General features: G+C 68.7%; 10 protein-coding genes. 6 read left to right on the top strand and 4 right to left on the bottom strand.

Annotation, left to right across the window (positions count from 1 at the left end; genetic code table 11):
- Positions 1 to 27: 27 nt before the first annotated feature.
- Both sodC and apbC read right to left on the bottom strand, forming a co-directional pair.
- Positions 28 to 564, bottom strand: coding sequence for a superoxide dismutase [Cu-Zn] (gene sodC / locus CFB52_RS12660; RefSeq protein ID WP_059576681.1), 537 nt, complete (start codon positions 562 to 564; stop codon positions 28 to 30).
- Positions 565 to 697: 133 nt separating this feature from the next.
- The gene (gene apbC / locus CFB52_RS12665; RefSeq protein ID WP_059646323.1) at positions 698 to 1,789 is read right to left on the bottom strand and encodes an iron-sulfur cluster carrier protein ApbC; all 1,092 of its coding nucleotides are present in this window, start codon (positions 1,787 to 1,789) and stop codon (positions 698 to 700) included.
- A gap of 352 nt (positions 1,790 to 2,141) precedes the next feature.
- On the opposite strand from apbC, the gene CFB52_RS12670 reads away from it, so the two are divergent.
- Both CFB52_RS12670 and metG read left to right on the top strand, forming a co-directional pair.
- Complete coding sequence (locus CFB52_RS12670) at positions 2,142 to 2,789, top strand: OmpA family protein (RefSeq protein ID WP_059576687.1); 648 nt, start codon at positions 2,142 to 2,144, stop codon at positions 2,787 to 2,789.
- A 378-nt stretch (positions 2,790 to 3,167) separates the two neighbouring features.
- Positions 3,168 to 5,324 carry a methionine--tRNA ligase gene (metG, locus tag CFB52_RS12685; RefSeq protein ID WP_059576690.1) on the top strand — a complete coding sequence of 719 codons (2,157 nt, stop codon included), beginning with the start codon at positions 3,168 to 3,170 and terminating at the stop codon, positions 5,322 to 5,324.
- A gap of 91 nt (positions 5,325 to 5,415) precedes the next feature.
- Here the strand turns inward: metG and CFB52_RS12690 are convergent, their stop codons facing one another.
- Positions 5,416 to 9,468, bottom strand: a complete 4,053-nt coding sequence (locus CFB52_RS12690; protein ID WP_099316715.1) for a translocation/assembly module TamB domain-containing protein — start codon at positions 9,466 to 9,468, stop codon at positions 5,416 to 5,418.
- A 40-nt stretch (positions 9,469 to 9,508) separates the two neighbouring features.
- Positions 9,509 to 11,323 (bottom strand): autotransporter assembly complex family protein, encoded by a 1,815-nt coding sequence (locus tag CFB52_RS12695; RefSeq protein ID WP_099316716.1) that lies wholly within the window; start codon positions 11,321 to 11,323, stop codon positions 9,509 to 9,511.
- 248 nt (positions 11,324 to 11,571) lie between these two features.
- Between CFB52_RS12695 and CFB52_RS12700 the strand changes: the two genes are divergently transcribed.
- The 4 genes from CFB52_RS12700 (at position 11,572) to panD (ending at position 14,166) form a co-directional block, all read left to right on the top strand.
- Positions 11,572 to 11,760 carry a DUF3460 family protein gene (locus CFB52_RS12700; protein WP_006484044.1) on the top strand — a complete coding sequence of 63 codons (189 nt, stop codon included), beginning with the start codon at positions 11,572 to 11,574 and terminating at the stop codon, positions 11,758 to 11,760.
- A 4-nt stretch (positions 11,761 to 11,764) separates the two neighbouring features.
- Entirely contained in the window at positions 11,765 to 12,637 is an 873-nt protein-coding gene (locus CFB52_RS12705; RefSeq protein WP_012329011.1) for a ScpA family protein, read from the top strand.
- A 258-nt stretch (positions 12,638 to 12,895) separates the two neighbouring features.
- Positions 12,896 to 13,735 carry a pantoate--beta-alanine ligase gene (panC, locus tag CFB52_RS12710; RefSeq protein ID WP_059576698.1) on the top strand — a complete coding sequence of 280 codons (840 nt, stop codon included), beginning with the start codon at positions 12,896 to 12,898 and terminating at the stop codon, positions 13,733 to 13,735.
- 44 nt (positions 13,736 to 13,779) lie between these two features.
- The gene (gene panD, locus CFB52_RS12715; RefSeq protein WP_006484038.1) at positions 13,780 to 14,166 is read left to right on the top strand and encodes an aspartate 1-decarboxylase; all 387 of its coding nucleotides are present in this window, start codon (positions 13,780 to 13,782) and stop codon (positions 14,164 to 14,166) included.
- Positions 14,167 to 14,220 lie beyond the last annotated feature (54 nt).

The raw sequence follows: 14,220 nt of genomic DNA on the forward strand, positions 1-14,220 counted from the left end.
ATCATCGGGCCACGCACGCGGCGGCCGTCAACGGATCACGCCGCACGCCAGCGCGGGCCCCGCGCCATGCTGCGCGAACGCCGGGTCGCTCGAGTCGCGGTGCACCAGCGCCGCCCGGTTCATCGCAGAGCGCACGCCATCGAGGGCCAGATCGGGCGCGACGATGAAGCCGGCCGCGACGCCGTTCGCGTCCGCATGGATGTTGCCGAGATCGCCGGCGACGCGCGCCCCGGCGCGCAGCCGGTCGGCGGCCGGCGCGAACACGGGGCCTGCGCTCGAGCCGTCGCCGGCGTTGCAGTCGCCGCGTTCGTGCACCTGCAGCGCGTGATCGCTGTTCGGCGGCAGGCCGACCAGGTTGTAGGTGACCTGCACGCCGTCCGGGCGCTCGACGAATGTCACCGCGCCGCGCGCCTGCGAGCCGACCGTCGGCTGCAGTTGCGCGTCGGCCCGTTTTTCGTGCGACGAGGAAAAGGAGGTACAGCCGGCCAGCAGGCCCAGCGCGGCGGCGGCCAGCAGCGCGCGCCGCGCGCGGCCGGCGCGCACGCCGTGATGTCGTTGTTTCATTCGATCCTCATGCCGGCTGGCGGCCGTTTGACACGGCGGCCGCGCCGGGCGGGTAAAGGGACCCGGGAAAAGTCGCCATGATACCGCGCCTCGCGGCGCCGTAAACAGCGTAAGGCCCCGCCCCGCAAGGGTTTTACGTATTTTGAACAACGATCGACGGGAACTTCGACGTCATGTCGCGCGATCGCTCGGCAATCGCCAGCGCGACCCCGCGCGCGATGTCGCGGTAGCGACGCGCGAGCGCGCCTTCGGGATCGGCCGCGACCGTCGGCGTGCCGCTGTCGGCGCGCTCGCGGATCGCGATGTCGAGCGGCAGGCTGCCGAGCACGTTCACGTCGTAATCCTTCGCCATCCGCTCGGCCCCGCCGGCGCCGAAGATGTGCTCCTCGTGGCCGCAGTTCGAGCAGATGTGGATGCTCATGTTCTCGACGATGCCGAGGATCGGAATCCCGACCTTCTCGAACATCTTCAGTCCCTTCTTCGCGTCGAGCAGCGCGATGTCCTGCGGCGTCGTGACGATCACCGCGCCGGTGACGGGCACGCGCTGCGCGAGCGTGAGCTGGATGTCGCCGGTGCCCGGCGGCATGTCGACGATCAGGTAGTCGAGCTCGCGCCAGTTGGTCTGGCGCAGCAGTTGCTCGAGCGCGGACGTCGCCATCGGGCCGCGCCACACCATCGGGTTGTCTTCCTCGATCAGGAAGCCGATCGAGTTCGCCTGCAAGCCGTGGCCGACGAGCGGGTTCATCGATTGATTGTCGGGCGACTCGGGGCGCTGGCCGTGGATGCCGAGCATCGTCGGCAGCGACGGGCCGTAGATGTCGGCGTCGAGTATGCCGACCGACGCGCCTTCCGCGGCAAGCGCGAGCGCGAGGTTCACGGCCGTCGTGCTCTTGCCGACGCCGCCCTTGCCCGACGCGACCGCGACGATGTTCTTCACATTCGGCAACAACTTCACGCCGCGCTGCACCGTATGCGCGACGATTTCCTGCGACACGGCGACGCGCGCGTCGCGCACGCCCGGCACGCCCTGGAGCGCCGCGGCGACGCGCGCGCGCACGTCGTCGTGCTGGCTGCGCGCGGGATAACCGAGCACCACGTCGAGCGCCACGACGTCGCCGTCGATCGCGACGTTGCGCACGCCCTTGTTCGCCGCATACGGGCGGCCGGTATTGGGGTCGACGACTGCCGCCAGCGCGGCGTCGACTTGTGCCCGGTCAATGCTCATCAAGACTCCGTGAAAACGTTTTTCTCGCGCGCAAACGTCAAAAAATATCAAATTACGCTGCGAAAATCGGGAAAAGTGAAAGAATCTGTTGCACGCCATTGCGCGAACGCGCGACCCGGCGCACTCTTCGCGTGCGGCATGCTATAGGGCCAAATCGGCCATTCACCGCCTATATTGTAGAGGCTGACGCGTCGCCCCGCCCGAACAGCCCCGCTGACGGACAGGGCATGCGAGCGCCTCGGCGGCTGCCGCGAGCGCAGGCCGGCCCTCCTTTTTCGGACGGCCCGCGCAGGGAGCCATAACTGTTGTTTGTCGTCGTTGTCGACTCGTTCAACCAAGAGAGGAATCCAAGATGAACATGAAAATCGCGACTCGCCTGTCCGTCTTCGCACTCGCCGGCGCACTGCTCGCAGGCTGCGCCACGCAGCAAGGCAACAATACGGCCGTCGGCACCGGCACGGGCGCGGCGCTGGGCGCAGGGATCGGCGCACTGGCCGGCGGCGGCAAGGGCGCGGCGATCGGCGCGGGCGTCGGCGCACTGGTTGGCGGCGTGACGGGTTACAACTGGCAAGCGATCAAGAACAAGCTCGCGCCGTCGGCGGCGCAGACGGGCACGCAGGTCACCGAGCAGCCGGACGGCTCGCTGAAGCTGAACGTGCCGAGCTCGGTCACGTTCGCGACGAACCAGTACGCGATCACGCCGGCGTTCACGCCGCTGCTGAACGACCTCGCGACGACGCTGAACCAGAACCCGCAACTGACGGCGTCGATCGTCGGCTACACGGACAGCACGGGCTCGGCGCAGTTGAACCAGACGCTGTCGCAGAACCGTGCGCAAAGCGTCGTGAACGCGCTCGTGCAGCGCGGCGTGAACGGCGGTCGTCTGTCGGCGCAAGGCATGGGCCCGTCGAACCCGATCGCGGACAACGCGACCGAAGCCGGTCGCGCCCAAAACCGCCGCGTCGAGATCTATCTGCGCGCGCCGCAACAGCATCAGTAAGCACGGCCACGAGGGGAAACGTGCGGGTATCCTTCCCGCACAGCCCCGCCCGGCAAGGCTTTGGGCGGGGCCGGTAACAAATCGAAAAAATTTTCGAACTTCTGTCGCGGGCCGTGGTCAGTATTTACGGTACGCGGCTGGTGTTGCCGGCGCGTCACCATTCTCCTCTTGTCGTTGTTGCTCCGGGGCCGTATCCGCCCCGGTTTTTTTTGCCCGCCGAATTCGTGCTGCAGCGCAGCACAACACGGCCGGGCACGCCGCACGTGCGGCCTCGTCCCCGCTGCCGCCCCGTCGCGGCGCATGCTCGCCGCGCTGGTCCGCGCCCCTGCTAGAATCGCAGTTTCCCGTCGTTTTTCCCGCTGTTCTTCTCCAGACCCTATGTCCGCATCCGACCTCACTTCCGTGCAGGCTGCGGCGCCGCAAGGCGGCCGCCAGATCCTCGTTACGTCCGCCCTGCCCTATGCCAACGGGCAGATCCACATCGGCCACCTGGTCGAGTACATCCAGACCGACATCTGGGTGCGGACGCTGCGAATGCATGGCCACGAGGTCTACTACATCGGCGCCGACGATACGCACGGCACGCCGATCATGCTGCGCGCGGAGGCGGAAGGCCTGACCCCGAAGCAGCTGATCGACCGCGTGTGGGCCGAGCACAAGCGCGACTTCGACAGCTTCGGCGTGTCGTTCGACAACTTCTACTCGACCGATTCGGACGAGAACCGCGTGCTGAGCGAGAAGATCTATCTCGCGCTGCGGGAAGCCGGCCTGATCGCCGAACGCGAAATCGAGCAGGCCTACGATCCGGTCAAGGAAATGTTCCTGCCGGACCGCTTCATCAAGGGCGAGTGCCCGAAGTGCCACGCGAAGGACCAGTACGGCGACAGCTGCGAAGTGTGCGGCTCGACCTACCTGCCGACCGAGCTGCTGAACCCGTATTCGGTCGTGTCGGGCGCGACGCCGGTGCGCAAGACCTCGAAGCACTACTTCTTCCGCCTGTCCGACCCGCGCTGCGAATCGTTCCTGCGCGAATGGGTGAGCGGCCTCGCGCAGCCCGAGGCGACCAACAAGATGCGCGAATGGCTCGGCGACGCCGGCGAAGCCAAGCTCGCCGACTGGGACATCTCGCGTGACGCGCCGTACTTCGGCTTCGAGATCCCGGGCGCGCCCGGCAAGTATTTCTACGTGTGGCTCGACGCGCCGGTCGGCTACTACGCGAGCTTCAAGAACCTGTGCGCGCGCAACGGCGTCGATTTCGATGCGTGGATCCGCCCCGGCTCGAAGGCCGAGCAGTACCACTTCATCGGCAAGGACATCCTGTACTTCCACACGCTGTTCTGGCCCGCGATGCTCGAGTTCTCGGGCCACCGCACGCCGACCAACGTGTTCGCGCACGGCTTCCTGACGGTCGACGGCGCGAAGATGTCGAAGTCGCGCGGCACGTTCATCACCGCGCAGAGCTACATCGACACGGGCCTGAACCCCGAGTGGCTGCGCTACTACTTCGCCGCGAAGCTGAACGCGACGATGGAAGACATCGACCTGAACCTCGACGACTTCCAGGCGCGCGTGAACAGCGATCTCGTCGGCAAGTACGTGAACATCGCGAGCCGCGCGGCCGGCTTCCTGATCAAGCGTTTCGACGGTCGCGTGCAGGACAGCGCGATGAACCATCCGCTCGTCGCGAAGCTGCGCGATGCGATTGCGCAGATCGCCGCGAGCTACGAAGCACGCGAATACGGCCGCGCGCTGCGCCACACGATGGAGCTCGCGGACGAAGTGAACGCGTACGTCGACGGCGCGAAGCCGTGGGATCTCGCGAAGGATCCGGCCAACGCGGTCGCGCTGCACGAAACCTGCAGCGTGAGCCTCGAGGCGTTCCGCCTGCTGTCGCTCGCGCTGAAGCCGGTGATACCGCGCGTCGCCGAAGCGGTCGAAGCGTTCTTCGGGATCGCGCCGCTCGCGTGGGCCGATGCCGCGAAGCCGCTGTCGTCGGCGCAGCCGATCAAGGCGTACCAGCATCTGATGACGCGCGTCGATGCGAAGCAGATCGAAGCGCTGCTGGCCGCGAACCGCGATTCACTGCAGGCCGGGGCAACGGGTGCGGCCGCCGCGAGCGCGAACGCCGCGAAGGATGCGAAGAACAACGCGAAGGCGAACGCGAAGCCGGCCGCCGCGAATGGCGCCGACGACGCGCCGATCTCGATCGACGATTTCGCGAAGATCGACCTGCGCATCGCGAAGATCGTCGCGTGCCAGGCCGTCGAAGGCTCGGACAAGCTGCTGCAGCTCACGCTCGACGTCGGCGAGGAAAAGACCCGCAACGTGTTCTCGGGCATCAAGTCCGCGTACCAGCCCGAGCAGCTCGTCGGCAAGCTGACGGTCATGGTGGCGAACCTCGCGCCGCGCAAGATGAAGTTCGGCCTGTCCGAAGGGATGGTGCTCGCCGCATCGGCCACCGACGAGAAGGCGGAACCGGGCCTCTACATCCTCGAGCCGCACAGCGGCGCGAAGCCGGGCATGCGCGTGAAGTAAGCGCAACGCGCTGCTGCCGGCGCGAAAAGGCCCCGCACGATGCGAATCGTGCGGGGCTTTTTTATCGTCGCCCGGTACGCCTTGCCCGCCCTCACCGCTGCCCGAACCACCGATCGAAGCGCCGCGTGTAGTTCAGGTCGACACCCTGGAACGTGCCGCCGTACGCCGACACCGACCAGAAGCGCGTCAGGTTGATCGTCGCCTTGAACGCGTTGCTCGCCGATTGCAGCCCCTGCTCGAAGCCGAGCACGAAGCGCTCGTTGATCGCCTTTGACACCAGCACGACCTGCGGATCGGTCAGGCCGACTTCGCTGCGGCCGACCGACACCTCGTCGAGACCGAAAGTCTGTGCGACACGCTTGCCGGTCACGCTGCCGAGCAGCCCGAGCGCCGCCGTCATCGCGCCCTGCTGGCCGACGTTGTTGCCCTGGTCGGTACCGTGCCCGAACAGCAGCCACGACAGCTTTTCGTTGTCGGTGACGTTCGGCTCCGACACGAGCTTGACCGTCGGCGACTGGATCGTGCCGACCACCTGCACGCCGGCCTCGACCTCCTGGTTGCGCCGCATCGCGAGGATGTTCACGCCCGGGTTCGACACCGGGCCGTTGAACGTGAAGAAACCGTTCTCGATCGCGAGCTTGCGGCCGAACGTCGTGTACGTCGAACCTTCCGTCACGCGCACGTTGCCGACCGCGCGCAGCGGCACGCCCGGCGCGCTCATCACGGTGATCGTGCCGCGCAGCCCGAGATCCGCGCCGTGGCCCTTGAAGCGGAAGTTGTTGCCGAGGCCGACGTCGATGTTCGCGCGCGGCGCCAGCGACGGCGCCGGCTTGTTGTCGACCGGCTTCGGCTTCGCGGCCGCGGTGCCGGTCGGCGTCTCGCCGCGCACCGTGCCGTCCGGCTGCACGATCACGACGTCGTCGGACAGGTGCGGCGCCGATTGCTCGGGCAGGTCGAACAGCGCGCGATCGACGACGAACTTGCCGTCGATCGACAGCGCGCCGCGCGGCCCGTCGTTCGCGACGGTGGCCTTGCCCGACAGCGACAGCTTGCGGTCGGGCGCCGCGAACAGTTCGAGCTTGTCCGCGACGATGCTCGCGGTCAGGTCCGGCGCCTCGCCGTCGAGGCGCACGCGGCCGAGCGCGCGCAGCGTGCCGTCGCCGCCGTGGAACTCGACCTGCTGGAATTCGACGAGGTTGTCCGACAGCTTCACGCGCACGATGCCGTCCTTCAACTGCACGCCCTGATCGATCAGCGTCGCGGACAACTCGTCGCCGGTCAGCGTCCCCGACAGGTTCGGCTTCACCGGCGTGCCGGAGACGGTCAATTTCAGCGCCGCGCGCCCGCCGAGCAGGTAGCTCGGCCCGAACAGGTTGCCGGTCGTCTTCAGCGCCGGGATGTCGGCGTCGATGCGGCCCGACAGCGGGCCGTCGTCGACGATGCCGAACACGCCGTCGCGCAGCGCGAACGGCACCGCGACGTTCGCGTCGAGCGTGCCGATCCGGCTCGCCTTCGCGAGCGCCGTCACGTTGAGCCGGTTGCCGGGCGCGAAGCTCGCGCGTGCGGACAGGTCGGTCAGGCCGAGCGACGCGATGCCGCGCCCGGTCTCGATCGTCACGTCGCCGCCGCGGCGCTTCACCTGCACGTAGCCCGTCGCGTTCGCGCCGAGCGAGAAATCCCAGTCGGCATCGAGCACGACGTCGGTCCGCACCGGCGGCCGCTGGCCGGTCAGCGCCTGGCGCACCTCGAGGAAACGCGCGACCGACGCGCCCGTCACGGCGCCCGCCGAGCGCATCTGGCCGCGATCGAACACGAACGATTTCAGGTCGATCGCCGCGCCTTCGAGCGTCAGCCGCGTCGCGCCGAGCGTCACGCGCCCGGCGCCGGCCGATATCGTCAGCGGCGCCTGCAGCGCGAGCGCCGGCGTGCCGCGATTCGCGAGCCGCGTGACGGTGCCGTCCCAGCGCATGCCGTCGCGGGTCTCGACCACACCGCCGTTCGCCGCGAGCGTCAGGTCGATCACGCGGCCGCCGGCCGCCCCGAGCGCCGATGCGTCGAGCGTGTGCTTCGCGCGCGTGCCGTCGAGGTTCGCGCGCAACGACTTCAACTGGAACGACCCGAGCGCGATGTCGGCCGCGTCGGCCGTGAACACGAGGGCGCCGTGCGCGCCGTCGCGGATGTCCGCGCGGCCCTGCGCGGTGCCGATCCGGTTCGAGCCGACGACGACGTGCTCGGCCTTGTAGGTGGCCGTCACGTTCGGATGCGCGAAGCTGCCGGTCAGGTCGCCCTGCGCCTGCACGAGCCCTTCGACACCGAAGCCGAGCCGGTCGAGCTGCGGCGCGTCGACGACGAAGCGCAGCCGGTCGCCGGGTGCGCCGAAGCTGCCGCGCAGGTCGACGTGGTTGCCGGCGATCGACAGGTTCGCGTTGCTCGGCAGGATCCGCGAGCCGGCGAGCTGCACGACGCCGGCGCCCGTCAGCGGCACGCCGTCGTACAGGCTGTCGGCGAGCTTGAAGGTCGCCTTCGTCGACACTTGCGGCGCGAACGCGCCCGACGCGGTCAGCGTGCCCGACACGCGCGTCTCGCCGCGCTTGGCCGGCGCCTTGGCGGCCTTCGCCGGCGCCTTGCCGCCGCCCGCCTTCGGCGCGCTCGCCGCGGCGAGCAGCAGCGGATCGAACGCGGTCAGCGTCGCCTTCGCGTCATAGGTCGAATGCGCGTCGTGGCGGAACACGCCCGTCAGGTCGATGCGCCCCTTGCCGGCCGTCACGCGCGTGTCGGTCAGCACGGTCTGCTGCCGCGTCAGCGCGACCTTGGCGCGCGCGCCGAGCGCGAGCTTCGGGTCGTTCAGGTTGAAATCGACGGTCGTCACGTCGCCCGCGAGCGTTACGCCAAGCGGGCCGCCGAGGCGCATCGGCCGCAGCTCGGCGACGAACGCGTTCAGGTCGAGGTTCGCGACCTTCAGGTCGAAGCGGCCCTTGCCGCCCGCGAGCGTACCGCCGCCGGTCACGCTGCCGTCGCGGATCAGCTTCAGCGCGAGGCCGTCGATGCGCTGCGCGTGCGCGTCGAGATGCACGGTCGCGTGCGCGTCGATCACAGGCAGCAGATGGTCGCCGAGCGTGCCCGGCTTCGCGTTGACGATCGACACCGGGCCCGTCACCGCGAAGCCCTTCGCGGGCGCGGAGCCCGCCGGCGCGCTCACCGGCGCGAGTTCCGCGCGCACCGCGAGATCGGCCGCGGGCGCGCCGGGCGACAGCGCCTGCGGGTTCACGTGGTCGAACGCGAGCGACGCACGCGTGAGCGGCACCGGGCCGAACGGCGCGGCCTCGACGTGCGCGCGCCCGTTCAGCTTCATCCCGCTCGCGTCGACGTCGGCGACGAGCGCCTCGAGCGAGCCCGACACACGGGCCCGCGCGTCGACCGGTTCGTCGGACAGCTTGCCGGCGTAGGTCGCCTCGCCCGTCAGCGCGAACGGCTTCACGCCGTCGAGCTTCGCGCGCGCGGTCAGCGCGCCGTACGGCGTATCGACGCCGTCGAGCACGAGTTCATGATGACGGCCGTCGCTGCGGCCGTTCAGCGCGAGATGGTCGAGCTGCGTCGTCGAGCCGCCGTCGTGAATGGCGAGGCGATCAACGCGCAGGTCGTCGATCCGCACCTGCAGCGGCAGGCTCAGGTTCTGCGGCGTCGTACTCGGCGTCGACGGCCCCGGCGCGATCCGCACGTCGATCGTGCCGGCGCGCAGATACGCGATGGACAGCCGCCACGGCGCGCGCGTCAGCGCCCAGCGACCGTCGAGCCGGTCGATGCGAACCTCGGTGCCGGTGCCGTCGGGGCTCGTCCACGCGAACCCGCGCAAGCGCACGCCGGTCGCGAGCGAGCCGCCGTCGAGCGTGCCGGCGAGCCGCGTGCCGAGCACCTTGCCGGCCGCCTGCCACGCGAGCCGCGTGCCGCGCTCCGTCGTCACCGCCCCCACCACGAGCCCCACCGCCAGCACGACGAGCAGCACGAGCGACACGAACGTCCACGCGAGAACACGCCGCGCGCGGCCGCGACGCGGCGCGCGCGGCGGCCGCGGCGGCGTATCGGGCGCGCCGTCGGGCGAATCCGGATCGTGAGGCGGCGGCGTGTCGTTCGGGTCCTTCGTCATGCGGTTCGTCGTGCGTGTCGTCGTGAACAGGGCGACAGGTTCAGAAAGCGATGCCGAGTGTCAGGTACGGGCGCACGCTATGGTTGCGCAAGCCGTACGCGACGTCGACGTTGATCGGGCCGACCGGGCTGCGCCAGCGCGCACCGACGCCCACGCCCGGATAAAACACGCGCTCGCCCCACGCATCGGTCGCGGTGCCGATGTCGAAGAACGTCGCGGCGCCCCAGTCGCGGTTGAACCAGTGCTGGTATTCGGCCGTCCCCGTCATCAGGTACTTGGTCGGCAAAACGGAGCCGGCGACGCTGTTACCGATGCTCTGGTAACCGTAGCCGCGCACCGAATTCGAGCCGCCCGCGCGGAACAGCAGCGACGCCGGCACGCCCGACGAGCTGCCGCTCGTAAACACGCCGCCGAGCTCCGCGCGGAACACGAACAGGTCGCGCTTGCCGATCGGCAGATACTGCTGCCCGCGCGCGTAGCCGCGAATGAAGGTTTCGTCGGCCAGCACGTGCTTGACCGCGAAGCCGGCCTCCGCGTGAATCAGGTTGCCCGAGCGCGGGAACAGCGGATCGTCGACGTTGCGGCGGGTCCACGCCCACTGCGGCACCAGCGCGCGGCTCGTGGTCGGCCCCGCGCCGTTCTGGTCGAGCCGGTCCTGGTAGTACATCAGCGAATACGCATAGTCGATGAACTGGCCGGTGCGCGTGCGCTGCACGCCGACCCGCGCGCTGTAGATGCGCGTATCCGACACGTTGGTGTTCGTGTACGACGCGAGCACGCTGTTGGTCCAGCCCTTCTCGCCCGGCGGCATCGACAGCTGCACCTGCCCGTACTGCTGGATCTGGTCGACCCGGCCCGACACGGTCAGCGGCCACGCGGCGCCGAACGTATCGAGATACGTATAGGAACCTTGCACGTGCGGCCCGGTATCGGTCGCGAAGCCAACGCCGCCGCGAATGTTGTTGTACGGGAATTCGCTGACCTTCACGTGCACGGGCGTGCGCTCGGGCTTCGACGTATCGTCGCCGACGTCGATCGCGACGCTCGCGTAGTACGGCGTGTTCTGCAGTTGCCGCTGCAATTCGGCGATCCGCCGCACGTCGTAGATCTCGCCTTCCGACAGCGGATTGACGTTCGTGACGATCCTTTCCGGATAACGGCGCACGCCGTCGACGTCGACCTTGCCGATCGTAAACGTCGGGCCGCTGTCGAACGCGACCGCGAGCGTCGCGCGCTGCGTGCGCGGATCGATGCGCGCCTCGGACGACGCGATCTTCGCGCCGAGATAGCGGCGCGACTGCAGTTGCCGGAGCGCCGCGCTCTTCGCGTCGTCCCAGTCGGACTGCGTGAACGGGTCGCCAGGCTTCATCGAGAACGCGAAGCGCGTGGCGGTTTCCTGCTTCGGATCCTCGGTTTCGACAGGGCCCTTGAACGTCAGGCCGACCGTCGACACGACGGTCTGCTTGCCCGGATCGACCGCGATGCGCACGTCGCGCTTGCCGTCGCGGGTGCGCACGTCGGTGCGCACGATCGGCGAGAAATAGCCGGCCGTCGCGGCCAGGTCGCGCACCTGCTGCGGCGTGGCGGTCACGAGGAAGTCGAACTGGTCGTCGCTGATGTCGTCGCGCTTCGCGAAGCGGGCAATGTCGAGATGCGTCTTCAGGAGCTTGCGGATCGAGCGCGGCGCGTCGATGTCGACGTCGTACTTCGCATGGGCCGGCAGCGCGAAGCACGCGGCCAGGCAGCCCGCGAGGGCCGCCCGCGCGACGCGGGCCGCGGCGCCGGCGTGATCGCGCGCCGCGCGCGGGCCTGCATCATGCGCCGTGTGTGCTCGATGGTTCGACTGCCCCGCCAAATATGACCTCGCCGTGCTGGTTTGTTACGGTTTCGTGGAAAACCCTGTATTTGACCACAGGGCGCTGGCGTCACAGCCAAACGATTGTGAAAGAATGCCAGCCCCGGGCACGGCCGCCGCACGATCCCTGTCGGCACCGGCCCGCCGATTCGACGCGCGATTGGCGCCGGCTGTTCCCCGCGATGCGGTAAAATCCCGCCATCGTGAATCCGGCGCATCGTGCGCCGCCCGAAACGGAAGATCCAGCCATGCCGTACCAGTCCGACGTCACGCAGTTCCTGAACCAGCTCAAGCAGCAGAAGCCGACGCTCGAGGAAGAGCAGCGCAAGGGCCGTTCCCTGTTGTGGGACAAGCAGCCGATCGATCTCGAGGAGCGCGCCGAGCAGCAGGAATCGCGCGTGAAGCAGACGCCGTACGTCTACTACCAGAACTTCTGACGACGTGAGCGCCGCCGACGAGGCCAGCGCCGCCCGGCAGGACGACGCGATCGCCGCGCCCGCGGGCGCCGATTCGACGCCCGACACGGTCGACGGTGTCGCGGCGTTCGCTCGCCTGTACGGCGAGCCGCTCTTCAAGCTGCCGCAGGATCTCTACATCCCGCCCGATGCGCTCGAGGTGTTCCTCGAGACGTTCGAAGGCCCGCTCGACCTGCTGCTGTACCTGATCCGCAAGCAGAACTTCAACGTGCTCGACATCCCGATGGCGCAGGTCACCGCACAGTATCTGGGCTACGTCGACCAGATCCGCACGTCGAACCTCGAGCTCGCGGCCGAGTACCTGCTGATGGCCGCGATGCTGATCGAAATCAAGTCGCGGATGCTGCTGCCGGTCAAGAAGGCCGACACCGGCGAGGAAGCCGAGGATCCGCGCGCCGAACTCGTGCGCCGGCTGCTCGAGTACGAGCAGATGAAGCTCGCCGCGCAGCGGCTCGACCAGTTGCCGCAGCTCGGCCGCGATTTCCTGCGCGCCGAGGTGTACATCGAGCAAAGCGTCACGCCGCGCTTTCCCGACGTGAATTCGGACGACCTGCGCGCCGCGTGGGCCGACGTGCTCAAGCGCGCGAAGCTCGTCCAGCACCACAAGATCTCCCGCGAGGAGCTGTCGGTGCGCGAGCACATGAGCCTGATCCTGCGCCGGCTGCAGAACGCGCGCTTCATGGAATTCGCCGACCTGTTCGACACGTCGCGCGGCGTGCCGGTCGTCGTCGTGAACTTCATCGCGATGCTCGAACTCGCGCGCGAATCGCTGCTCGAGATCACGCAGGCCGAGCCGTTCGCGCCGATCTACGTGCGTCTCGCATACCTGCCCGCGTAAGGGCCGCCCCCGCCGCTTCCCGTTCCCGGTTCGTCCCGACGCTCGCGCTTCGCCGCGGCGGAAGGCCGTCCGGCGGGTGTCCCGCACGTCCCGATATAAAGTGAACGATCGTTCTTTTATCGATGCGTCGCGCGGCCAAATCCTCTACAATCCGCCGACGCCCGATGCGCCGCCCGCGCGCCGGCGTTCTCCGCTTCGACCCCGACGCCGCTGCCGCGGCGTCAACGCGCGCCTGCGCGAGGAACCCGTTACCCGATCATGAAAGTCATCAGCTCGATCCAGGAACTGCGCGACCAGCTGCGCGGACAGAACCGCACGGCGTTCGTGCCCACGATGGGCAACCTGCACGAAGGGCACCTGTCGCTGATGCGCCTCGCGCGCCAGCACGGCGACCCGGTCGTGGCGAGCATCTTCGTCAACCGGCTGCAATTCGGCCCGAACGAGGATTTCGACAAGTACCCGCGCACGCTCCAGGACGATATCGAGAAGCTGCAGCAGGAAAACGTGTACGTGCTGTTCGCGCCGACCGAGCGCGACATGTACCCTGAGCCGCAGGAGTATCGCGTGCTGCCGCCGGACGACCTGGGCGGGATACTCGAGGGCGAGTTCCGTCCGGGCTTCTTCGCCGGCGTATGCACGGTCGTCACGAAGCTGATGTCCTGCGTGCAGCCGCGCGTCGCCGTGTTCGGCAAGAAGGATTACCAGCAGTTGATGATCGTGCGCCGGATGTGCCAGCAGCTCGCGCTGCCGGTCGACATCGTCGCGGCCGAGACCGTGCGCGACGAGGACGGCCTCGCGCTGTCGTCGCGCAACCGCTACCTGACGGCCGACGAGCGCAAGGAAGCGCCCGAACTGGCGAAAACGCTGCAGCGCGTGCGCGACAGCGTGCTCGGCGGCGAACGCGACCTCGGCAAGCTCGAGCAGCACGCGCACACGCACCTGGCCGAACGCGGCTGGGCGCCCGACTACATCGCGATCCGCCGCCGCGCGAACCTGATCGCACCGAGCGCCGCCGAACTCGAAGCCGGCGAGCCGCTCGTCGTGCTCGCGGCCGCGAAGCTCGGCGCGACCCGCCTCATCGACAACCTGGAAATCTGACGGCCGGCCCGCCCGCGCCTCTCACGACGCATCACGGAGACCCCATGCAGCGCCACATGCTCAAATCGAAGATCCACCGTGCGGCGGTCACGCACTGCGAACTGCACTACGAAGGTTCGTGCGCGATCGACGAAGACCTGCTCGAAGCGGCGGGCCTCATCGAAAACGAACGGATCGACATCTGGAACATCAACAACGGCGAGCGCTTCTCGACGTACGCGATCAAGGGCGAGCGCGGCAGCGGGATGATCTCGCTGAACGGCTCGGCCGCGCGCCGCGCGCAGTTGGGCGACCTCGTGATCATCGCGGCGTTCGCGATGGTCGACGAAGCCGAACTGCAGGCCGGCTGGAAGCCGAAGCTCGTGTTCATCGACGAAGGCAACAAGATCAAGGGCCATCGCGATCACGTGCCGACGCAGAACTGGACGTAAGCCGAGCGGCACGCCCGCGGGCCGCGGCGCGCGGCTGCGGCGCTGCCGTTTGCC

This window comes from Burkholderia sp. AU18528 (genome assembly GCF_002223215.2).
Taxonomy (GTDB): domain Bacteria; phylum Pseudomonadota; class Gammaproteobacteria; order Burkholderiales; family Burkholderiaceae; genus Burkholderia; species Burkholderia semiarida.